Annotated in this window: 22 protein-coding genes; 6 read left to right on the forward strand and 16 right to left on the reverse strand. The window is 71.5% G+C overall.

The genetic code is table 11. From position 1 onward, the window contains the following. The first annotated feature begins 37 nt into the window (after window positions 1-37). Complete coding sequence (locus J8N05_RS35690; protein ID WP_210889904.1) at window positions 38-1003, forward strand: helix-turn-helix domain-containing protein; 966 nt, start codon at window positions 38-40, stop codon at window positions 1001-1003. Between the two features lie 35 nt (window positions 1004-1038). Here the strand turns inward: J8N05_RS35690 and J8N05_RS35695 are convergent, their stop codons facing one another. The 11 genes from J8N05_RS35695 to J8N05_RS35745 form a co-directional block, all read right to left on the reverse strand. Beyond that, a complete protein-coding gene (locus tag J8N05_RS35695; RefSeq protein ID WP_210889905.1) occupies window positions 1039-2409 on the reverse strand; it encodes a bifunctional albaflavenone monooxygenase/terpene synthase in 1371 nt (456 codons plus the stop codon). Continuing rightward, window positions 2406-3491: an epi-isozizaene synthase gene (gene cyc1 / locus J8N05_RS35700; RefSeq protein ID WP_210889906.1), complete on the reverse strand. Its 1086-nt coding sequence runs from the start codon at window positions 3489-3491 to the stop codon at window positions 2406-2408. Before cyc1 ends, J8N05_RS35695 begins: the two co-directional genes overlap by 4 nt. A 338-nt stretch (window positions 3492-3829) precedes the next feature. After that, entirely contained in the window at window positions 3830-4480 is a 651-nt protein-coding gene (def, locus tag J8N05_RS35705) for a peptide deformylase (protein WP_210889907.1), read from the reverse strand. 146 nt (window positions 4481-4626) lie between these two features. Further along, window positions 4627-5634, reverse strand: coding sequence for a tetratricopeptide repeat protein (locus J8N05_RS35710; RefSeq protein ID WP_210889908.1), 1008 nt, complete (start codon window positions 5632-5634; stop codon window positions 4627-4629). Window positions 5635-5751: 117 nt separating this feature from the next. Next, a complete protein-coding gene (locus tag J8N05_RS35715; RefSeq protein ID WP_210889909.1) occupies window positions 5752-7014 on the reverse strand; it encodes an HD-GYP domain-containing protein in 1263 nt (420 codons plus the stop codon). After that, window positions 7011-8495: an HD-GYP domain-containing protein gene (locus J8N05_RS35720; RefSeq protein WP_210889910.1), complete on the reverse strand. Its 1485-nt coding sequence runs from the start codon at window positions 8493-8495 to the stop codon at window positions 7011-7013. The genes J8N05_RS35715 and J8N05_RS35720 overlap by 4 nt, the downstream gene beginning before the upstream one ends. A gap of 117 nt (window positions 8496-8612) precedes the next feature. Further along, window positions 8613-8783: a hypothetical protein gene (locus tag J8N05_RS35725; RefSeq protein WP_210889911.1), complete on the reverse strand. Its 171-nt coding sequence runs from the start codon at window positions 8781-8783 to the stop codon at window positions 8613-8615. A 55-nt stretch (window positions 8784-8838) separates the two neighbouring features. Beyond that, a complete protein-coding gene (locus tag J8N05_RS35730) occupies window positions 8839-9228 on the reverse strand; it encodes a roadblock/LC7 domain-containing protein (RefSeq protein ID WP_210889912.1) in 390 nt (129 codons plus the stop codon). Between the two features lie 49 nt (window positions 9229-9277). Further along, window positions 9278-9445 carry a hypothetical protein gene (locus tag J8N05_RS35735; RefSeq protein ID WP_210890614.1) on the reverse strand — a complete coding sequence of 56 codons (168 nt, stop codon included), beginning with the start codon at window positions 9443-9445 and terminating at the stop codon, window positions 9278-9280. Window positions 9446-9798: 353 nt separating this feature from the next. Further along, the gene (locus J8N05_RS35740) at window positions 9799-10812 is read right to left on the reverse strand and encodes a DUF4388 domain-containing protein (protein WP_247706636.1); all 1014 of its coding nucleotides are present in this window, start codon (window positions 10810-10812) and stop codon (window positions 9799-9801) included. After that, the gene (locus J8N05_RS35745) at window positions 10809-11174 is read right to left on the reverse strand and encodes a hypothetical protein (RefSeq protein WP_247706637.1); all 366 of its coding nucleotides are present in this window, start codon (window positions 11172-11174) and stop codon (window positions 10809-10811) included. Before J8N05_RS35745 ends, J8N05_RS35740 begins: the two co-directional genes overlap by 4 nt. Before the next feature lie 163 nt (window positions 11175-11337). On the opposite strand from J8N05_RS35745, the gene J8N05_RS35750 reads away from it, so the two are divergent. After that, on the forward strand, window positions 11338-11703 hold the full coding sequence (locus tag J8N05_RS35750) for a hypothetical protein (protein WP_210889913.1): 366 nt from the start codon (window positions 11338-11340) through the stop codon (window positions 11701-11703). Between the two features lie 178 nt (window positions 11704-11881). Here the strand turns inward: J8N05_RS35750 and rsrA are convergent, their stop codons facing one another. From rsrA to J8N05_RS35770, 4 genes are all read right to left on the reverse strand, one after another. Further along, window positions 11882-12199 carry a mycothiol system anti-sigma-R factor gene (gene rsrA, locus J8N05_RS35755; protein WP_210889914.1) on the reverse strand — a complete coding sequence of 106 codons (318 nt, stop codon included), beginning with the start codon at window positions 12197-12199 and terminating at the stop codon, window positions 11882-11884. After that, window positions 12196-12876, reverse strand: a complete 681-nt coding sequence (sigR, locus tag J8N05_RS35760; RefSeq protein ID WP_055507026.1) for an RNA polymerase sigma factor SigR — start codon at window positions 12874-12876, stop codon at window positions 12196-12198. Before sigR ends, rsrA begins: the two co-directional genes overlap by 4 nt. A 278-nt stretch (window positions 12877-13154) precedes the next feature. Beyond that, entirely contained in the window at window positions 13155-13862 is a 708-nt protein-coding gene (locus tag J8N05_RS35765; protein WP_210890596.1) for an alpha/beta hydrolase family protein, read from the reverse strand. Between the two features lie 10 nt (window positions 13863-13872). Continuing rightward, window positions 13873-14688: an SOS response-associated peptidase gene (locus J8N05_RS35770; RefSeq protein WP_210889915.1), complete on the reverse strand. Its 816-nt coding sequence runs from the start codon at window positions 14686-14688 to the stop codon at window positions 13873-13875. Between the two features lie 349 nt (window positions 14689-15037). Here J8N05_RS35770 and J8N05_RS35775 point away from each other — a divergent pair, with 349 nt between their 5' ends. The 4 genes from J8N05_RS35775 to J8N05_RS35790 all read left to right on the forward strand — a co-directional run bounded on the left by J8N05_RS35775 (window position 15038) and on the right by J8N05_RS35790 (window position 18744). Beyond that, complete coding sequence (locus J8N05_RS35775) at window positions 15038-15760, forward strand: M50 family metallopeptidase (RefSeq protein WP_210889916.1); 723 nt, start codon at window positions 15038-15040, stop codon at window positions 15758-15760. A 204-nt stretch (window positions 15761-15964) separates the two neighbouring features. Further along, window positions 15965-17281 (forward strand): 3-phosphoshikimate 1-carboxyvinyltransferase, encoded by a 1317-nt coding sequence (gene aroA, locus J8N05_RS35780; RefSeq protein ID WP_210889917.1) that lies wholly within the window; start codon window positions 15965-15967, stop codon window positions 17279-17281. 16 nt (window positions 17282-17297) lie between these two features. Then, window positions 17298-18308, forward strand: coding sequence for a ribosome small subunit-dependent GTPase A (rsgA, locus tag J8N05_RS35785; RefSeq protein WP_210889918.1), 1011 nt, complete (start codon window positions 17298-17300; stop codon window positions 18306-18308). A 112-nt stretch (window positions 18309-18420) separates the two neighbouring features. Further along, window positions 18421-18744 (forward strand): DMT family transporter, encoded by a 324-nt coding sequence (locus J8N05_RS35790; protein WP_210889919.1) that lies wholly within the window; start codon window positions 18421-18423, stop codon window positions 18742-18744. A 29-nt stretch (window positions 18745-18773) separates the two neighbouring features. On the opposite strand, the gene J8N05_RS35795 is transcribed toward J8N05_RS35790, so the two are convergent. Further along, complete coding sequence (locus tag J8N05_RS35795; RefSeq protein WP_210889920.1) at window positions 18774-19388, reverse strand: TetR/AcrR family transcriptional regulator; 615 nt, start codon at window positions 19386-19388, stop codon at window positions 18774-18776. Window positions 19389-19826 lie beyond the last annotated feature (438 nt).

Below are 19826 nucleotides of genomic sequence, written 5' to 3' on the forward strand. Positions count from 1 at the left end.
CCTCGATTTCCTGCCAGAGCGGGTGCACACTGGCAGCATGCTGACCAACGTGGCCGCCGTCCTGCTCGACGGCGCGCATCCTTTCGAACTCGGCGTCGTGTGCGAGGTGTTCGGTCTCGACCGCAGCGACGAGGGACTTCCGGTGTACGACTTCGCGGTCGCCTCGGCCGAGGGGCCGGACCTCGCCACCCACGTCCCGGGGCTCACCCTCTCCACCCCGTACGGGCTCGACCGGCTGGAGGAGGCCGACCTCATCGTCGTACCCGCCGGGAGCCACTACATCGGGCGCACCTACCCGCCCGCGCTGCTCGACGCCCTGGTCCGGGCCGCCGACCGCGGCGCCAAGGTGCTGAGCGTCTGCTCCGGGGTCTTCGTGCTCGGCGCGGCCGGACTGCTCGACGGGCGCCGCTGCGCGGTCCACTGGCGGCACGCCGACAAGCTGGCCGCCCGCCATCCCCTCGCGAAGGTCGAACCGGACGTGCTGTACGTGGACGAGGACCCGGTGATCACTTCGGCCGGCACCGCCTCCGGCATCGACGCCTGTCTGCACATCGTCCGCAAGGAGCAGGGCCCGGAGATCGCCAACAGCATCGCGCGGCGCATGGTGGTGCCGCCGCACCGCGACGGCGGCCAGGCCCAGTACATCGAGCGGCCGCTGCCGCGCTCGCAGTGCGACACGGTCGGTGAGACGCTCGCCTGGATGGAGCGCCACCTCGACGAGGAGGTGACCGTCGAACAGCTCGCCGCCCGCGCGCACATGTCGCCGCGCACCTTCGCCCGGCGCTTCCAGCAGGAGACGGGGACCACCCCGTACCGCTGGCTCCTGCGTCAACGGGTACTGCTGGCGCAGGAGTTGCTGGAGGCCACCGACCAGACGATGGACTTCATCGCGGACCGCACGGGGTTCGGGACGGCGGCCGCGCTGCGCCATCAGTTCGTCCGCTCGCTGGGGACGACACCGAACGCGTACCGGCGCACGTTCAGGGGCCCGCAGGCCGCCTGAACGTGCGCCGCGCGGTCACCGGGGCACGGCCGTGCTCACCTCGGCACGGCCCTCAGCAGCAGCCGGTGCGGCCGCAGGGTGATGCCGACGCGGGTGGTGTCGTTCGACTCGGACACCTGCTCCAGCCGCCAGCGCGAGGTCACCGCCGCCGTGATGAGCCCGAGCTGGGCCATCGAGAAGTGGTCGCTCGGGCACTTCCGGTTGCCCACGCTGAACGGGCTCATCGCGTACTTCGGCACGTCCTTGGCACGTTCCGGAAGCCAGCGATCGGGGTCGAACTCCAGATGCCCGCCGTACGAACGCGCGTCGCGCTGTATCGCGTACGGGCTGTAGACGATGTCGGCCCCGGCCGGAATGCGATACCCACCGAGTGCGGTTTCGGTCACGGCCCGGCGCGTCAATATCCATACGGCGGGACGCAACCGCATGGCCTCGACGACGACATTGTTCGTGTGGGACAGCTTCCGCACGTCCGCGAATGCGACAGGGCGGCCTTCAGTGACCGATTCGACCTCTTCGCGTACGCGATCCGCCTGTTCCGGGTGTTCCGCGAGGACCTGCAGAAGCCACATGATCGTGGAAGCGACCGTTTCGCTTCCGGGGGTGAGTATCGCGACGACCTGGTCGTGGATCTCCTGTTCCCCGATGGGCTCGCCATTCTCGTCCTTCGCTTCCAGCAATGCTGTCAGCAAATCGTCCGGCTTTTGACCAGATGCACGGCGCTCGGCCACGATCTCGTCGACCAGGAGGTGTAAATCGGCCAATGCGCGGTCGAATTTACGATTGGCCGGAAGCGGAAGCCGGTAGAGCGGTCCCGCGGGAACGACCATACGGCGGTACATGCCGCGGAAGACGGTGGCGAGGGCGATGCTCAGCCGCTCGGCCCGCTCGTCCATGAAGTCGCCGCGCAGCAGGCAGCGGGCGGCGATGCGGACGGCGACGCGGAACGACTCCGCGGTGCAGTCGATCGTCTCGCCGGGCCGCCAGCGCTCCGCGAGGGCGTGCGCCTCCTCCTCCATGATCGGCCCGTAGCCGGGGATGGCGTCCAACCGGAAGGCGGGCTGGATCGTCCGGCGCTGACGCCGGTGCCGCGAGCCGTTGGCGGTCGCCACTCCCTCCTTGCCGAGCAGGCCTTCCAGGGACTCCCACAGCGGCCCGTCGATCTTGAAGTCGGGGCTCAGGGCGAGCTCCCCGGTGAGGGCCGGCGTGGTGACGGCGTACACCGTCTTGGGGCCCAGCTTCAGCCGGACGACCTCGCCCTGGTCGCGCAGCCGGGAGAGGAACCCCAGCGGGTCGCGGACCAGTTTCAGGCCGTGTCCGAGGCCGGGGACGCCGCCCCCGGCGAGGGGCGGGGTGGACAGTTCTGCCGCTTGGTGTGCAGCGGACCGTACCGACTCGACGGTCATTTCTCACCTGCCGCTTCGTTGTTGACGTACGGGGGTGTGGTGCGGTCGTCCCAGCTGTCGACCATGTACCGTCCCGACTCGTGGTGGAACCAGTACACGGAGCTGAACCAGTTCCGCATATTGAACAGGCACGCCCGTACGGCAGCCGCTAGTTCGGCGCCGCGGACGGACCCGTTGTCGATCCTTTCCGCGTACCTCAATACCTCCTGTTCGACGTCGAGGAATTCAGTGATGCATTCCTCGACCCGTCGCCTGACTTCCTTGACCGATTCCTCCAGTCGCATTCCCTCGTGATGAATGAGACTGATACCGAGATTGTGCACCTCGTCGCCCGCTATTTCTTTGGGCAGAGAGCACAGATCGTTGTACCAGGCGGCGAAATCCTGGCACAGCAGAGCAGCCCTCCGATAGGCGGGGTTCTCCCGCACGGCGACGGGCAGTTCGTACTCCGCGCTCGGTTCGAGCAGGTCGAGCCAGATCCAGTGCGCGAAAGTGTTCCGCCGCAGTTCGAGGTATTCCGCGACGGTCGGGACAATGCCCGAGACCCGGTTGTGGAATTCCTGGTCGTACGCCTCGATGACGGTGTGGAAGTGGTCGGCGAACCGCGCGTTCCACCCCTCGCCCAGGAACGAGTACAGCCGGACCATGCTGTCCGCGAACCCCGCCACCAGGGGGTCCTGGTGGTACAGATGCTCCTTCGGGGAGTCGAGGGCCGCGTGCAGCCGCGTCCTGAGCAGCTGCCAGGCCACCGGCCGGCCGTGGATGACATCACGGTCGTGGCGGTCGTCCCAGACGAAGAACCACGCGCTGTAGTCCGCTATCGCCTGGAGGACCTCGTCGGGCGCGCCAATGTAGAAGCCCGCCATGAGGTCGGTGTAGCAAAGCCCATCGGCATATGCCTCGACCTTCGCCGCAGACATGAGGCGCATTTCCAGGAGCCAGACCCTGGTGTTCTCCTGGAGTCGGGGCCAATACGGATGGAGTTGACGGGGAAACTCGGCCTCGATCACCGGAAGAGAGAGCGCCGGTGGAACGAGGGCCGAGGTGTACGTCGTTGAGGTGCTCTGTGGGAAAGCAGGCACGAACAAACCCCTCTCAGCCGCCTGTTGACGACACGCCCCTCCCGCTGTGCCGGGCGTGCGCCGTTGCGTATCCCCGCACTTCCCATTCAGCACCACAACTGACCGTTCTGGGAACGGATTTGCTGCGCTCACTACCCCACGATGCCGAGAATCTCCCTATGTGTGACTGAATATGGATCATTACAGACGCACAAGGGATCGAACGTGCTACGCGCAGACGAACGGCGCCTGGTCGGAGGGGAATCCGACCAGGCGCTGTGGAGGCGGGACGCTCACGCCCCGGTTTTCGTTCTGTGTCACAGACGTTCTCAGGTGTTCACAGACGTCCGCAGACGTTCTCAGTCGTTCGCGACGACGGGGTAGCGCGGTTCGTTCTCGGCCATCTGCCGCAGCGCGTCCTTGCGCTCGCGCTTGGAGAGCCGGTCGATGTAGAGGTACCCGTACAGGTGGTCCGTCTCGTGCTGGAGGCAGCGCGCGAAGTAGCCCGTGCCCCGCACCTTGATCGGGTTGCCCTTCTCGTCCTGCCCGGTGACCTCGGCGTAGTCGGGGCGGGCCAGCGGCGCGTACGCGGTCGGCACCGACAGGCAGCCCTCGTTGCTCTCGTCCAGCTGGCGCCGCTCGGCGGGCAGCTCGACGAGCACCGGGTTGCAGACCACTCCGGTGTGCCGCTTGCCCTCGTCGTCCGGGCAGTCGTAGACGAAGACCTTGAGGTCGACACCGACCTGGTTCGCGGCCAGGCCCACGCCCTCGGCGGTGTGCTGGCTGGCGAACATGTCGTCGACGAGCCGGGCGAGGTCGTCCCCGAAGTCCGTGACGTCCCTGCACTCCTTGTGCAGCACCGGGTTCCCGACGACCGTGATGGGCCGCGAGGTCCCGCGCCCGCGGTAGGCCGCCTCACGCTCCTCCGGGTTCTCGGTGTCGATGACGAAGCCCTCGTCGTCCACGGGGAGCACCCCGGAGTGCTGCTGCTCAGTGTCCTGCTGCGCCATGACCGACGTAAGCCTTCCTCGGAAAAACGGGGTTGCGATGCGGATACAGGGTACGGGGGCGCCGCGCCCCTCAGGGGCGCGGGGAACTGCGCGACCAGCCACAGCCGGACCCGCACCCGACGATCAAGCCCAGCGGCCCCCGGGCGCTAACAGACCTCTTCGAGGTCACGCCAGTCCCGCGAATCGGGACTGTCGGCGACCCACCCGTCCAGCAGCCCCCGCACCAGCGAGGCAGGAGCGGCGAGCCCGCACTCCCGCTCGGGCACCCACAACTGCCCGTCGGTCCGATGCCCGAGCGGCCCGGGATGCCCCGGCTCGCTGTGATCGTGCGGATCGAGATGCTCCCCGTCCCCCTCGTCGGACGGCATCCGCGACTCGGAACACATCCGGCACAGCAGCCGCACGGAGGACGACCAGTCCTCCGCCGCGAACCCCGCGTCGGCCGCGAGCCGCTCCAGGGCGTCCCGGTCGTCCTCGGTCTCCGCCTCCAGGAGCACGACCCAGGTGGGCACCGGCGAGGGCGCCCACAGCTCGATCTCGTCGAAGACGGGATACGCGTGCCCCGCGGCGGTCGTGCGCTCCCCGTGGGGAACCCCGTCGTGCAGGACGACCTCGCCCCAGCGCCGCCCGGAGGACGGCAGCGGGATGGAGAGGACCTCGATACGGGCGGGGTCGAGCCGCCGCCCCCACACGACCTCGGCCTCGCCCTCGGGCGACAGCCGCACGGCCGCGCTGCCGAGGTCCATGCCCACCGGCTCCCCGGAGGCACCGGCGCCCGCGCCCGGCCTGGGCCGCGACGCACCGCCGGGCACCCGCAGGCCGTACGCCTGCCAGGCCCGCCGCGCCAGCGGCCAGTCCTGCAGGGCGGTCGCCGCGATGCCGACGTTCCACCAATCGGGGGCCCCGGTCTCCCGGTCGAGCAGCGCCACGGCCCGCAGACCGGCCGCCCGCGCCTGTTCCCAGTCGTGCCGGAACTTGTGCAGCAGCGCGAGGTTGAACCAGGACTCGGAAAGCCAGGGTTCCAGGTCCGCCGCACGTGTCAGCAGCGCCCCCGCGTCCTCGTACCGGCCGTCGCCGATGAGGGTGAACGCACGGTCGGTGGCCTGCCGCCATGAGGCGGAGGGCCGGTGCCGTCCCTTGCCGAAGATCCTCACGATTCCCGCCTGCCAGTTCGTTGAAGAGCGTGCAGCCTCGGGCTGGACTGTGCCCCCTGATGTCCTCTTCCTCGCATCCAACCACGGACGTGAGGAGGGGCGCTCATTACCCATGGGTTACCCAACCAGAGGCAAGGTAAGACCGTCTCTCGCCAGCACCCTGGCCAGCGACTCGACGACCTCGGGCCGGTAGTCGCGCGCGGTGCCCAGCCGCAGCTCCTCCAGCGCCTTCAGCGGCCCACCGGGGCCCGCTTCCCCGGCTATCTCCTCGTACGCGTTCACGGCCCTCACGATCGACGCGCTGACCGGTTGGTCGCGGTAGGGGTCCGCCTGCCGCTCCACCACGACGGCGACCGCGGCGGCCACGCCCGTCTGGCGCACCACCGCGCCGCCGAGCAGGGCGATGCGCCGCTGTTCGGCGGGGGCCAGGGCGGCCGTGGCACCGGCGGGTACGGGGTCGACGAGCGAGAGCTGGCCGATGTCGTGCATCAGGGCCGCGTACTCCAGAACGGTCAGCTCGGGTCCGGAGAAGCCCAGCTCACGGCCGACGGCCCGGCTGAGCGCCGCCACGCGCCGGGCGTGCCCGGCCGGGGTGTAGCCCGCTATCTCGGTGGCCCGGGCGAGTGAGGCGATGGTCTGGCGGTAGGTGGTGCGCACGGCCGCGTACCGCCGGAAGGACAGCTGGGTGAGCAGCAGCGGCAGACAGAGGACGGGCAGCGCCCACAGGCCCGCGACGGCGACCGCGAGCGCCATCACGGCCCCGGTCGCGCAGACCGCCCACCCGATGCCGAGCGTGCCGCGCAGTTCGTCGCGCAGCAGCGGTCCGAAGGGCCAGCGGGTCCGTGCGTGCGCCATGGCCGCGGCCAGCACGGCGTCCCACAGCGCGGTCAGCAGGAGCAGCGCGACGACGAGCGCCGCGTACGCGGGTCCGGTCCCGGCCCACTCCGCCACCCTGCCCTGGTTGTAGAGGGGTTGGAAGCACACCGCGGCGAACCCGACGGTCAGGACGCGCCGGGTGAGATGGTCCGCGGTGGGCCCGTGGCCCTTCGCCACGTGCGGCACGCAGCCCAGCAGGGAGGCGGCCGTGACCACGGCGACGATCTGCGGGACGCCGTCGTGGGTGGGGTGGCCGGCGTTCTCGCCGAGCAGCGCGTAGGCGAGGGCCCCGGCGGCGGCCAGCGGCGCCGACTCACGCTCCTCGGCACCGCTCCAGCGGGCCAGCTCCCCCACGGCGATGAGCACGGCGAAGGCGAGAGCGGGCCCCCGCTCGTCGATCCCGGCCCAGAGGGTGACGGCGAGGGCGGCCACGGCGGCCAGCGCGGCGCCGGCCCGCACGAGGATGAGGGCGGGCGGGAGCGGTCCCCCACTGATCGTGCTCATGGGCCGGACCCGCCGACGGTTCCGCGGTGCGGTTTCAGGTCGGTGGGCTTGAGGTCGGTGGGCTTGAGGTCGGTGGGCTTGAGGTCCGTGGGCTTGAGGTCCGTGGGCTTGAGGTCCGTGGGCTTGAGGTCCGTGGGCACGCGCGGAGCCGGTGGGAGGGCTTCGGCGTGCGGGGACGTCTCGTCCGCCGTCACCGCGGGATGCCATCCCTGCCGCACGAGCGCCCGTACGAAGGCCTCCACCATCCGGGGATCGAACTGGGCCCCGGCGCACCGCTCCAGTTCCTCCAGGGCCGCCGGGACCGGCCGCGCCCGCCGGTACGAGCGCGTCGACGTCATCGCGTCGAAGGCGTCCGCCACCGCCACCACCCGGGCGAACTCCGGGATCTGGCCCCCCTTCAGCCCGTACGGATAGCCGCTCCCGTCGAGCCGTTCGTGGTGGTGGAGGATCGCCGACCTGGCCTCGCCGAGGAAGCCGATCCCGCGGACCATCTCGTGCCCGTACTCGGGATGCAGCTCGATCACCCGGCGCTCCTCGGGCGTCAGCGGGCCGTCCTTGCGCAACAGGCGGGTGGGGACCCCGAGTTTGCCGACGTCGTGCAGGATGCCGGCGAACCTGAGCACCTCGGCCCGTTCGTCGTCCATGCCCAGTTCGCGCGCGATCATCATGGACGCCTGCCCCACCCGTTCGCTGTGCCCGCGCGTGTAGCCGTCCTTGATGTCGACGGCCTGCACGAGCGCCCGGATGGTGGCCCGGTGGGCGGCCCGCTCCCGGTGGTACTGGGCGAACACCCACCACGACACGTACATCGGCAGCAGCACGAGCAGCGCGGCGGCCGGCCCGTACGGGCTGCGCCAGAGCACCGCCATCATCAGCCCGGCGAGCCCGTGCACGGCGACGGGGGCGAGCGAGCGCAGGAACAGCCCGCGCCAGGCGGCCCGGACCGGCACCCGTTCGGCGAGCGCCAGGATGCCGCCGTCGAGCACGGTCAGGACCAGGCAGAACGCCACCACGGCCGCGCCGGCGGCCGCCAGGGCGTAGGGGAAGTCGGAGGTGACGACCGCGTCCCGGCCGCCCAGCGACCAGTGGACCTTCGAGGCCGCCCAGGTGCCGAGCGCGAGCTGCGCGGCCCGCCACACCCGGCGCGGCCACCGCGGTCGCTGCTCGACCCGGGCCAGCAGCGCTCCCGGCATCGGCACGAGCGCCGCGGCGGGCGGGGGCAGCAGGAAGGCGGCGGCGAGCATGACCGGCGTGTGCCATCTGAGGGAGGCACCGGTCTCGCCGGACGCGCCCGCGCCCTCGGGGCCGCCGTCGCCCGCGAAGCGGCTCGCGGCGAGCAGTTCGCATGCCGCGCAGAGCGCCGAGAACAGCGCCACCGCCGGCCAGGGGGCGCGGGTGTCCGGAACCGGCACCGCGCAGAACGCCGCGGCGAGCGCGGTGCAGACGACGTAGACACGTGCCCACGGCGGGACCGACCGCATGGCGCAGCCCCCCTCCCGCTCCCGCTCGGACCACCTCGCACAGGCCAGGCCGCGTACAGCCTTCGGGACATGGACGATAGGACGGTCGGGTGGGGCCGGGGGGAGGCATGGGCCGATTCACCGGGCCGACGCGAGCAGATTCGCCCGTTCGAGTGAGCCACGTGTTCGCACGAAGGCGCTGTACTCGGCTACGACCGGACGTCCGTACGAGCCCATGTACGGGCCCATGTACGGGCCCATGTACGGGCCCATGTACGGGCCCATGTACGGGCCCATGTACGGGCCCATGTACGGGTCCGTGTACGAGGCCGTCGGCGCCCGGAGCGTTCTCCTGGCCGCCGGTTCAGCGCGCCACGTCGGCCGCGAGCGCCTGGGTCAACTGCTCCACCGTGGCGGGCGACTCCCGCTGGAGCGCGGCGAGGTCGAGGCCGTCGTCGCCCATCACGGTCAGCAGGGCCCGGTCGCCCACGGCCATCACGATGACGTGCCCCGAGCCGCACCGCGCCACGACCTCGCGCAGCGCGCCGACGCTCGTCTGGTCGGCCATACGGCGGGCCACGCCGAGGGTCGCGGCGGCGAGCGCGGCGACGGACTCGGCGTGGGAGGAGTCCGTGTCGGCGACCACGAGGAGTCCGTCCGCCGTGGACAGGACACTTTCGGAGACCCCCATCACCCGGTCGCGCAGAGAGGTCAGGATCTCGGTGAGGGGATTGGGCTGCGACGTGTCGCTCATGGCGCTCCTTGCTGCGTGCATGGGTGGTCGTGGTGCGGTCGGAGCGGTGTCAGTCGGTATCCGGAAGTGCGCCCAGGCCCCGGCGGACCCGGCGCAGCATGTCGAGAGAGGGCTGGTCGGCGGCCAGTTGCTCGGGCGACAGCGGGGGCAGCGCGAACGGCGGCGCCGAGGGGGACGAGGCGGCGCCCCGCATAGGCAACGGCGGGGGCCTGTCCACGGACGCGGACGCCGACACGGACGCCGACGCCGGGCTGCCGATCCCCCGGCCCGACCCCGCTCCCGCTCTCGTCTCCGCCCCACGAGCGTCCCCCGGACCATGCGCCGACAAGGCGTCCGGTGCTGACGCGACCTCGGGCTCCGGCACGTTGTCCGTTCCCGGTCCGGTGTCCGTTCCCGGTCCGGTGTCCGTTCCCGGTCCGGTGTCCGGAGCCGGTCCGGCGCCCCGTGTCTCCACGCCGTCCGGGCCCGGCTCGATGTCCGGGCCTCGGGTGCGGCGATGCGCGGTCCGCCGGGCTTCGGCGGCCGTCCCCCGTCGAAGACGCTTCGCCGCCCGACGTCTGCTTGAACTCACTAGCCCCCGTGCCCCCCGGTCGTCCCCGCGGACAGAGCGTCGCTTCCCTCGGCCGACGCCTCCCCCTGCGGGCCTTCCCGCGCCTGCCCGTCCCGTACGAGGACATCGGGCGCCTGACCCTCGCGGATCCGGGCCTCGTGCGCCTGGCCGTCGTGCGACCGGCTCTCGCGCGTCCGGGCCTCCCCCGGCCACGAGCCGCCACCCCGCGTACGCCTCGGCAGCGGCGCCGCCTTCGCGGCGGGCTCGGCCTGCGCGGAGCCCGACTCCGACGCGTCCGCGGCGCCCCGTCCGGGCAGCACACGCGGTGCGGTGCTGGGCCGGCCCTCGGACGGACCGCCCGTCTCCCAGCGGATGAGGTCCTGGGCTTCCAGACGGGTCAGGTCCAGCATGATCGCGTACAGCCCGCGCCCGAGCGTGAAGGCCATGTCCCGGGCGGTACGGCGGCCGTTGACGGTGCTCAGCACCGACCGGTGGCGGTCCGAGAGGCCGCGGCGCAGACCGGCGTCCGGTACCGCCGCGGGCCGTATCCGGGCGAGTTCACCCGGCGCACCCCACTCCCCGGAGAGCCGCACGATGCGCCGGGTGGTCTCCTCGGTCAGCCGCCGCGGCTCCACACCGGGCCCGGCGTGGAGGGTGGGTTCCGGGCCGTCCAGCGTCCAGCCGCCGGGCGGTCCGATGGCCATGGCGAAGGCCGCGTCGAACACCGACGCGGTGCACACGACCTCCAGTTCGGCGGCGCCGATCAGCCCGGCGGACACCAGGTATGCGCCCAGCCGGTCCGTGTCGGGCTCCGCCGCGCAGGCGGCCAGCCAGGTCTCGTCGTCGATTCGGCCCGGCGTGAGCAGCACCGAGGTGGCGGCCGGGGCGCCCGGCGTCTCGACCGCGGCGATCAGCCCGCCCCGCAGGTGAATCGTTCCGCCTGGCGATCCGGAGACCCGTACGGTCCCGCTGTAACCCTCTTCGTGCAACCCCTGCAACAGCGCGGGCAGATTGCGCGCCTCGGCTGTCGTCATGCGAGCACCTCGGCGGCCCGGTCTGCCAGACTCCGCGTGGCGAGCGCCAGGTTGGCCCGTTCCCGGTCCATCCCCGCGGTCAGCAGCAGCGGGTCGCCGACCGGCCGCGCGACGGCGAGCAGCACCTGATGGCGCCGCCTGCTGGTCATGATCACACTCTCCAACTCCCCCTCGGCGCCCGCCCGCCCCAGTCGTTCGGCGATGAGGGCCGCGAGTTCGGCGCACTCGGCACCGTCCCCCGCCTCTTCCGCGTTCCCGGCCACCCCGTAGGTGAGGCCGGTGACCGCGTCGACCAGGGCGACGCCGGTGACCCCGGGGGAGTCGAGAAGCCGGACCAGGGAGGCATCAACGGTCGTCGTCATTACCCCGTTCCCCCTTCACGTCTTGACGTCGCACACTACTTTGAGCTTCAACTTACGCAACAGACGCCATATTTTGTATTTTGTGGCGCACTAGCCGCTTGTGTTCGATCGTAGTTGTACAGGCAACGACCGAACAGCGTCACCGAGGAATTGGGGCAGCAGTATGAACATCGAGACCGCGCTCAAGGAAGCCATGTCCGTGGAAGGCGCCATCGGCGTCTCCCTCGTCGACTACGAGAGCGGCATGGCACTGGGCACGCTCGGCGGCGGACCGACGCTCGACCTGGAGCTCGCGTCGGCGGGCAACACCGAGGTGATGCGCGCGAAGCTGCGGACGCTCTCCTCGCTGGCCATGGACGACACCATCGAGGACATCCTGATCACGCTGGGCAAGCAGTACCACCTGATACGCCCGCTCACCGCCAGCGGCGGCACGCTCTTCCTGTACCTCGCCCTCGACCGCGGCCGCAGCAACCTGGCGCTGGCCCGGCACAGCCTGAAGAGGATCGAGACGACGCTGGAGGTCTGACGCCGGGCCCGGTACCCCCGGCACCCCCGGACCCCCCGCACACGCACCCGTAACGCCCAGAAGCCGGACCGGCTGAACCGGTCCGGCGTCGGGTCGTTCTCAGGAGTGTGCTTCAAGGGCCGTGCAGCCCTCGGCTGTCAGTCCTCGGTGGCAGACCTCGGGTGTCAGCCCTCGGGTGTCAGCCCTCGGCCGCGGCGCCGCGGACGTCCGCGGTCGTCACCTCGTGCTCGGGCACCGTCTGCCCGGAGCGGATCAGCTCGATACGGCCCATGACCTTCGCCCGCAGATCGGTCGGCACGTCGTCCTGACCGCAGCAGCGCTTGACGAGCTTCTTCACGGCCTGCTCAAGTCCGTACTTCTCAAGGCACGGTGAGCACTCCTCGAAGTGCACCTCGAACTTGGTGCAGTCGGCATCGGGCATCTCGTGGTCGAGGAACTCGTAGAGATGATCGAGTACTTCACTGCAGTCCGTCTCGTGCGGCTCTCCGCAGCTCATGAGCCCGAGCCTTTCGTTCCGTCCGACTCTCCGGCGCCCGCCGGGACCAGGCCGCGGTCCTTGGCGTAGTCCTCCAGCATGCCGCGCAACTGACGGCGGCCCCTGTGCAGGCGGGACATCACCGTACCGATGGGTGTCCCCATGATGTCCGCGATCTCCTTGTACGCAAAGCCCTCGACGTCCGCGAGATAGACGGCGATACGGAATTCCTCGGGGATCGCCTGCAGCGCCGACTTGACGTCCGAGTCGGGCAGGTGGTCGAGCGCCTGCGACTCGGCGGAACGCAGACCGGTCGACATGTGCGACTCGGCACGCGCCAGCTGCCAGTCCTCGATCTCCTCGGCGGCGGACCGCTGGGGCTCGCGCTGCTTCTTGCGGTACGAGTTGATGAAGGTGTTGGTGAGGATCCTGTACAGCCACGCCTTGAGGTTGGTGCCCTCACGGAACTGGTGGAAGGACGCGTACGCCTTCGCGTACGTCTCCTGCACCAGGTCCTCGGCGTCGGCCGGGTTCCGCGTCATGCGCAGCGCGGCCGAGTACATCTGGTCGAGGAACTCCAGCGCGTCCCGCTCGAAGCGCACATTGCGCTCGGCGGTGGACTCGCTGCTGCCCGTGTCCTCGGGCTGCTCCGCCTGGCCGTTTTCGGTCCCTGCGTCGGTCCCTGTGACCGGACCCACCTCCTCCAGAGTCTGGGCGGGGCCGAAACCGGTCCCACCTGAATCGGAGAATAGACGACCGGCGGTCGCGGCGGCTTGCCGATCCGGTCCGCCCGCCACCCGAACAGGGGCGGTCTTCGCCGCGTGCAGCACCGACCACTCCAGGTCTGTGCTGCTGCCACGGCTCGGGCAGATGGTCGAACCCATGCGGCGGACTTCCTCTCGTACGACGTCTCCCAGCACACCTTCCGTGCTGTCTGATCCGCACAACAGTGGTCCGGGGCGCAACATTCCCGGGGTCACGGGAGTGACGAAACCCACTTCAGGACGCCGTCCGTGACGACCGTCAGCGCCTGCTCCTGGTCGACCGGGGCACGCTTCGGTACGGCGAAGCCATGATCGCCGTACGGCACCTCGACGAGCTCGTACGCGTCCGGCCCGGTCCGGTCCGGGAACTCCTCGGGGCGTCCGAACGGGTCGTTGCCGCCCTGTACGACCAGCGTGGGCACCCCGGCGCCGAGCAGTTCGTCGGCGCGGGACCTCTCCGGCCGGCCCGGCGGGTGCAGGGGGAAGCTGAGGGCGAGGACGGCGTGGGCGCCCAGCTCGGTGGCCGTGCGACAGGCGACCCGGGCCCCGGCGCTGCGCCCGCCTGCGACGACGGGGAGCCCCGGTGCGGCGAGCGCCGGCCACAGGCCCCGCCAGCCCGCGTCCAGCGTCTTCGGCGCGGGCGCGAGCTTCTTGCCCGCCACCCGCCAGGGCTGTTCGACGAGGGCCACGGTCACTCCGTGCGCGGGCAGGGCGGCGGCGAGCGCGCGGAGGTCGCGTGCCTCGATGCCGCCACCGGCGCCATGGCTGACGGCCAGCACGAGCCGGGCCGCCTTGGCCCCCGCCGAGTCTGCCTTCGCCGCCTTCTCGGCCGTGTCGGCCTTCTCGGCCCGGCGCCAGGTGATCCGGGCCGTGCCCGCGTCCGTCTCGACCGTCTCGACCGTCTCGATGATCTCCGTCACATGCGTCACGTCAGAAGAGTGTGCCCTCCTCGGGCCCCTCCAGCTCCTTCAGCAGCTCCGGGCCGTTGTTGCGGACGTTGCTCACCGCCGTGGAGACGGGATACGCCCGCATCAGCCCCTCCGGCGGCGGCGCGAGCAGGGAGCGCAGGTCCTCGACGTCGGTACGGGAGGGGTCGAGCCAGGCGTCCCAGCGGTCCGGGGTGAGCATCAGCGGCATCCGCGGGTGGATGTCGGCGAGGGAACGCGGGCCCTCCTCGGGGCCGACCGCGAGCGGGGAGGTCTCCGCCTCCGTGGTGATGACGGAGCAGGTCGCCCACCAGGCGCGGGGGTGGTCGTCGGGCAGCGTCCTGTCCCGCCAGAACTCGTACAGCCCGGCCATCGCGAAGACCGAGCCGTCGGCGGGGAGCACGAAGTACGGCTGCTTGCGGGGCCGCTTCTTCTTGCCCTCCACCTCAAGGTCGCGCTCGCCGGTGCCGGTGACCCACTCGTAGTAGCCGTCGGCCGGTATGACACAGCGCCGGGAGGTGAAGGCGCGTCGGAACGAGGGCTTCTCGTGGACGGTCTCGGAGCGGGCGTTGATCATCCGGGCGCCGCCCTCGGGCGTCTTCGACCAGGAGGGGATCAGGCCCCACTTGAGGCGGCGCAGCTGACGGACCGGCGCGGGGTCCTCGGCGCCCTTGAGGGGACGGTCCAGGACGACGTAGACCTCTTTGGTCGGAGCCACGTTGAAATCGGGGTCCAGAGCGTCCTCCGGCTCCCACTTCTCGATCTCGAAGACTCCCGCGAGGTCTTCGGGCCCACGACTGGCCGCGTACCGTCCGCACATCTGAACCACCCCTCCGACCTGACGCAATCGTGAACCTACATCGTCGCAGTCACCGTCCCGACGGCTTCCGGGATCCCGCCCTGTTCCGGAGCGGTCAGAAGCGGCCAGTAGCGGTCCGGAGCGATTCACAGGTGTCTCCGGGCCTGCTCACAGCGGCCGAGGGTAGAGCAGATGTCCCGGACCGTTCCGGGGCTTCACTGCTGTGACCTGCGCCTCGGCCGTCAGGAACGATCCCCGCCCCTCCCGCGTCTCATCTACCGTCCGCTCATACATGTCAGACTGCCTGGCCCACCCGTAAACCCCTGCCGAAACCCCTGCCGACAGCGCACCGAGGGAGCCCGAGCCACCCATGGACAGCACCGCAGCCACCTCGCTGGCGACCGTCTGGGACGAGGTCTTCGGGAGCCAGCCCGACCCCGACACCTGGGTCGTGGTCGCCACGATGGCGGCCGCGCTGGCCGCGATCGTGCCGCACCCGGTGTGGCGGCTCTCGCGCAACGCGATCACCATCGCCCACGAGGGCGGCCACGGTCTGGTCGCGCTGCTCACGGGCCGCAGCCTCAGCGGCATCCGGCTGCACTCCGACACCAGCGGTCTCACCGTCAGCCGCGGCAAGCCGACCGGCCTCGGCATGATCCTCACGGCGGCCTCGGGCTACACGGCTCCCCCGCTGCTCGGCCTCGGCGGGGCCGCGCTGCTGGCGGCCGGCCACATCACCGCCCTGCTCTGGCTGGCGACCCTGCTGCTCGTGGCCATGCTGGTGATGATCCGCAACGCGTACGGGGCCCTCACGGTCCTCGTCACCGGCGGCACGTTCGTGGCGGTGTCCTGGCTGGCCGGTCCCCAGGTCCAGGCGGCGTTCGCGTACGCAGTCGTCTGGTTCCTGCTGCTCGGCGGGGTCCGCCCGGCCTTCGAACTCCAGGCCAAGCGCTCACGCGGCGGAGCGGGCGACTCGGACGCGGACCAGCTGTCACGCCTGACGCACATACCGGCGGGCCTGTGGCTGTTCCTCTTCCACGCGGTCTCCCTGTGCTCGCTCCTGGCAGGCGCCAACTGGCTGCTGGACCTGTAGGTCCGGAGGGGCGCGCGCCCCTCTGGACGGGGCGCGGCCCCTTCCCTGAGGGGCGCGGGGAACTGCGCGACAAGCCACACACGGCCCGCAGCCGCCCGACCACACCAGCCTCCCGAGCTCTCAGGCGCACCCCCCACCCCCCTCGGAGCGCACCACCGCTTTCGATCAAGATCTCCGCAAGGGGCGAACCCTTAAAGTGAGGGCATGCCCGTTAACCCCGCACTCACCGCCCTCTGGCCCGCCCCGCACGCGAGCGGAGCCGTCGACGCGACGGTCCACGTGCCCGGGTCCAAGTCGGTCACCAACCGCGCGCTCGTCCTCGCGGCACTCGCCGCCGAGCCCGGCTGGCTGCGCCGCCCGCTGCGTTCCCGCGACACTCTCCTGATGGCCGGCGCCCTGCGGGCGATGGGCGTCGGGATCGAGGAGGGCGTGGGCCCCGACGGTTCCGGCGAGGCATGGCGTGTCATCCCCTCGGGCCTGCAGGGCCCGACCACGGTCGACGTGGGCAACGCCGGCACCGTGATGCGCTTCCTGCCGCCGGTCGCCGCACTCGCCGACGGCCCCATCCGCTTCGACGGCGACCCCCGTTCGTACGAGCGACCGCTGCACGGCGTGATCGACGGACTGCGCGCCCTCGGGGCCCGGATCGACGACGACGGCCGCGGCGCGCTGCCGCTGACCGTGCAGGGCGGCGGGGCGCTGGAGGGCGGCCCCGTCGAGATCGACGCGTCCTCGTCCTCGCAGTTCGTGTCGGCGCTGCTGCTGTCAGGCCCGCGGTTCAACCAGGGCGTGGAGGTACGGCACACGGGCTCGACGCTGCCGTCCATGCCGCACATCCGGATGACCGTCGACATGCTGCGCTCGATCGGCGCCCAGGTGGACACCCCGGAGTCGGGCGGCGAGCCGAACGTCTGGCGGGTCACGCCGGGCGCGCTCCTCGGCCGCGATCTGACGGTCGAGCCGGACCTGTCCAACGCCCAGCCGTTCCTGGCCGCCGCGCTGGTCACCGGCGGTACGGTCGTCATCCCCGACTGGCCCGCCCGCACCACCCAGCCGGGTGACAGGCTGCGCGAGATCTTCACCGAGATGGGCGGTTCCTGCGAACTGACGGACCGGGGCCTTGAGTTCACCGGCTCCGGCTCGATCCACGGCATCGACGTGGACCTGGGCGAGGTCGGCGAGCTGACCCCGGGCATCGCGGCGGTCGCGGCGCTGGCCGACTCCCCCTCGACCCTCAGCGGGGTGGCCCATCTGCGGCTGCACGAGACGGACCGGCTGGCCGCGCTCACCAAGGAGATCAACGAACTCGGCGGCGATGTCACCGAGACCGCCGACGGCCTCCACATCCGCCCGCGCCCGCTGCACGGCGGGGTCTTCCACACGTACGACGACCACCGCATGGCGACCGCGGGCGCGATCATCGGCCTCGCGGTGGAGGGCGTACAGATCGAGAACGTGGCGACGACGGCGAAGACCCTGCCCGACTTTCCCGCGCTGTGGGCCGGAATGCTCGGGAACTGACGGGCGGACCGGGATCATGCGCCGTTACGGCAAGCACACCGACGAGGACGACATCCCCTCGCGTCCGAACCGCAAGGGCAACCGCCCCCGGACGAACATCCGGCCCAAGCACGAGGACGCGGCCGAGGGCATGGTCCTCACCGTCGACCGCGGCCGGCTGACCTGCCTCGTGGACGACCGCGTGGTCTTCGCCATGAAGGCACGCGAGCTGGGCCGCAAGGCGGCGGTCGTCGGCGACCGGGTGGCCCTCGTCGGCGATCTGAGCGGCAAGAAGGACACCCTCGCCCGGATCGTCCGGATCGAGCCGCGGACCTCGGTCCTGCGCCGCACGGCCGACGACGACGATCCGTACGAGCGCGTGGTCGTCGCCAACGCCGACCAGCTGGCCATCGTCACGGCCCTCGCCGACCCGGAGCCGCGCCCCCGTCTGATCGACCGCTGCCTGGTCGCGGCGTACGCGGGCGGCCTCGACCCGCTCCTCGTCCTCACCAAGTCGGACCTGGCGCCCCCCGACGAACTCCTGGAGCTGTACGGGGCACTGGGCGTCCCGTACGTCGTCACGAGCCGGGAGGAGCTGGAGAGCGGCGAGGCCGTCGACCGCGTACGCAAGCAGCTGGACGGCAAGATCACGGCGTTCGTCGGGCACTCGGGCGTGGGCAAGACGACGCTGGTCAACGCGCTCGTGTCGACGGAGCGGCGGCGGACCACGGGTGTCGTCAACGCGGTCACGGGCCGGGGCAGGCACACCACGACCTCGGCGCGCGCGGTCCCGCTGCCGGGCGACGAGGGCTGGCTCGTCGACACGCCGGGCGTACGGTCCTTCGGGCTGCACCACGTGGACCCCTCGCAGGTCATCAAGGCGTTCCCCGACCTGGAGCCCGGCACGGAGGGCTGCCCGCGCGCGTGCAGCCACGACGAGCCGGACTGCGCGCTGGACGCGTGGGTCGCCGAGGGCCACGCGGACCCGGCCCGCCTCTACTCGCTGCGCCGGCTGCTGTCGACCAGGGAGCGGCGCGAGGGCGACTGATCGCCGCACGGCCTCCGTGGTGATGACCTCTGTGTTGTTTGCGTCCCTGTCGCGACGGTAAAGGCATAATCGCACCAAGTCCGAGCGGTCACGGAGCGTGGGAGGGCATCACATGGCGTGGCTGCTGGTCGTCGTGGCGGGCTTGCTGGAGACGGGTTTCGCCGTCTGTCTCAAGCTCTCCCACGGCTTCACGAGACTCTGGCCGACGATCGCCTTCTGCATCTTCGCGCTGGGCAGTTTCGGCCTGCTCACCCTGTCCCTGAAGAAGCTGGACGTGGGCCCGGCGTACGCGGTGTGGACGGGCATCGGCGCGGCCGGTACCGCCATCTACGGCATGATCTTCCTCGACGACCTGGTGTCCACGCTGAAGATCGTCTCGATCTCGTTCGTGATCATAGGAGTCATCGGCCTGCAGCTGTCCGGCTCGTCCCACTGAGCCGGCTCCCTCCCGGCGGCGCGGGCACCTCAGACCACGGAGCGCACCGTGGCGAGCGCGTTGCGGACCAGTCCCGCCGTGCCTCCCTCGCCCGCCGGGGCCAGCACGCACGACACCCCCAGCCGCACCGCGAGTTCACAGGCCCGGGCCAGCTCCGCCGCCTCCGTCTTCGACCCGCCGTGCACGGCGAGCGAGGCGACCGCCCGGTCCCGTACCAGCGCCACGAAGTCGCCGGGCGAGGGCAGCGGCCCGTCGGCCCGGCGCTGGGCGGGCACGGCCGAGGACGACGGCACGGCGGACAGCGTCGGTGAGGGCAGCCGCTCCCCCCAGCATCCCGTGAGCATCGCGCGCACCAGCACGTTCCCTCTGGCCGCGGACGCCGTCCACTCCGCCGCGGCGGCCAGCCGTTCCCGGGGCTCGGGCCGGCTCACCAGGGCCCGCTCCACCCCGGCGAGATAGGCGTCCGCCTCCCGCCGTACGAGCGCGCGGGCGAGGCCTTCCTTGCTCCCGAACTCGTTGTAGAGGGTCTGCCGGGAGACCCCGGCGACGGCGGCCACGTCGACCATCCGCACGGCGGACCACGGACGGCGTCCGAGTGCCGTGTAGGCGGCGTCCAGTAGGGATTCCCGCGCTGCAGGCATCATCGCCTCCCTGGGGCGATCGGCTCTGCGCATCAGAGTTGACGCGCGCGGGGGCACTGTCAAGACTTCGCACGCCGTCGGGGCGGAGCGGGTCAGTTCGTCGGGTGCGGGTCCGCTGTGGCTGAGCGCGCAGTTCCCCGCGCCCCTGAAAGCCGGGGCTACGCCCCAGCCTTTCGCCCTTAAGGGGCGCGGGGAACGGCGCGGCCGACCACGACGCACCCGCACCCGGGAAGCGCCCCCCAAGTCCCCACCCCCTCAGGGGCGCGGGGAACGGCGCAATCTTTTGTCTTCAGGGGCGTGGGGAACGGCGCATCTTTCAGGGGCGCGGGGAACTGCGCGCTCAGCCACGACGCACCCGCACCCGACGACCGCCCCAACACCCCACCCCCTCTCCACAACCCCAGCCCTATAGCCGCACCCCCCGGAGCGGTACCGTTCCCC

Origin of the sequence: Streptomyces liliiviolaceus, from assembly GCF_018070025.1 — a bacterium.
In the GTDB taxonomy this organism is placed as follows: domain Bacteria; phylum Actinomycetota; class Actinomycetes; order Streptomycetales; family Streptomycetaceae; genus Streptomyces; species Streptomyces liliiviolaceus.

Bases quoted from the DNA above. Each gene is read 5' to 3' on its own strand.
- rsgA (WP_210889918.1), top strand. From the start codon at position 17,298: ATGCGCCGTTACGGCAAGCACACCGACGAGGACGACATCCCCTCGCGT.
- rsrA (WP_210889914.1), bottom strand. From the start codon at position 12,199: ATGAGCTGCGGAGAGCCGCACGAGACGGACTGCAGTGAAGTACTCGAT.
- J8N05_RS35795 (WP_210889920.1), bottom strand. From the start codon at position 19,388: ATGATGCCTGCAGCGCGGGAATCCCTACTGGACGCCGCCTACACGGCA.
- J8N05_RS35745 (WP_247706637.1), bottom strand. From the start codon at position 11,174: ATGACGACGACCGTTGATGCCTCCCTGGTCCGGCTTCTCGACTCCCCC.
- J8N05_RS35790 (WP_210889919.1), top strand. From the start codon at position 18,421: ATGGCGTGGCTGCTGGTCGTCGTGGCGGGCTTGCTGGAGACGGGTTTC.
- J8N05_RS35720 (WP_210889910.1), bottom strand. From the start codon at position 8,495: ATGCGGTCGGTCCCGCCGTGGGCACGTGTCTACGTCGTCTGCACCGCG.
- J8N05_RS35715 (WP_210889909.1), bottom strand. From the start codon at position 7,014: ATGAGCACGATCAGTGGGGGACCGCTCCCGCCCGCCCTCATCCTCGTG.
- J8N05_RS35770 (WP_210889915.1), bottom strand. From the start codon at position 14,688: ATGTGCGGACGGTACGCGGCCAGTCGTGGGCCCGAAGACCTCGCGGGA.
- aroA (WP_210889917.1), top strand. From the start codon at position 15,965: ATGCCCGTTAACCCCGCACTCACCGCCCTCTGGCCCGCCCCGCACGCG.
- J8N05_RS35740 (WP_247706636.1), bottom strand. From the start codon at position 10,812: ATGACGACAGCCGAGGCGCGCAATCTGCCCGCGCTGTTGCAGGGGTTG.
- J8N05_RS35690 (WP_210889904.1), top strand. From the start codon at position 38: ATGCTGACCAACGTGGCCGCCGTCCTGCTCGACGGCGCGCATCCTTTC.
- J8N05_RS35775 (WP_210889916.1), top strand. From the start codon at position 15,038: ATGGACAGCACCGCAGCCACCTCGCTGGCGACCGTCTGGGACGAGGTC.
- J8N05_RS35730 (WP_210889912.1), bottom strand. From the start codon at position 9,228: ATGAGCGACACGTCGCAGCCCAATCCCCTCACCGAGATCCTGACCTCT.
- J8N05_RS35750 (WP_210889913.1), top strand. From the start codon at position 11,338: ATGAACATCGAGACCGCGCTCAAGGAAGCCATGTCCGTGGAAGGCGCC.
- J8N05_RS35695 (WP_210889905.1), bottom strand. From the start codon at position 2,409: ATGACCGTCGAGTCGGTACGGTCCGCTGCACACCAAGCGGCAGAACTG.
- J8N05_RS35725 (WP_210889911.1), bottom strand. From the start codon at position 8,783: ATGGGCCCGTACATGGGCCCGTACATGGGCCCGTACATGGGCCCGTAC.
- def (WP_210889907.1), bottom strand. From the start codon at position 4,480: ATGGCGCAGCAGGACACTGAGCAGCAGCACTCCGGGGTGCTCCCCGTG.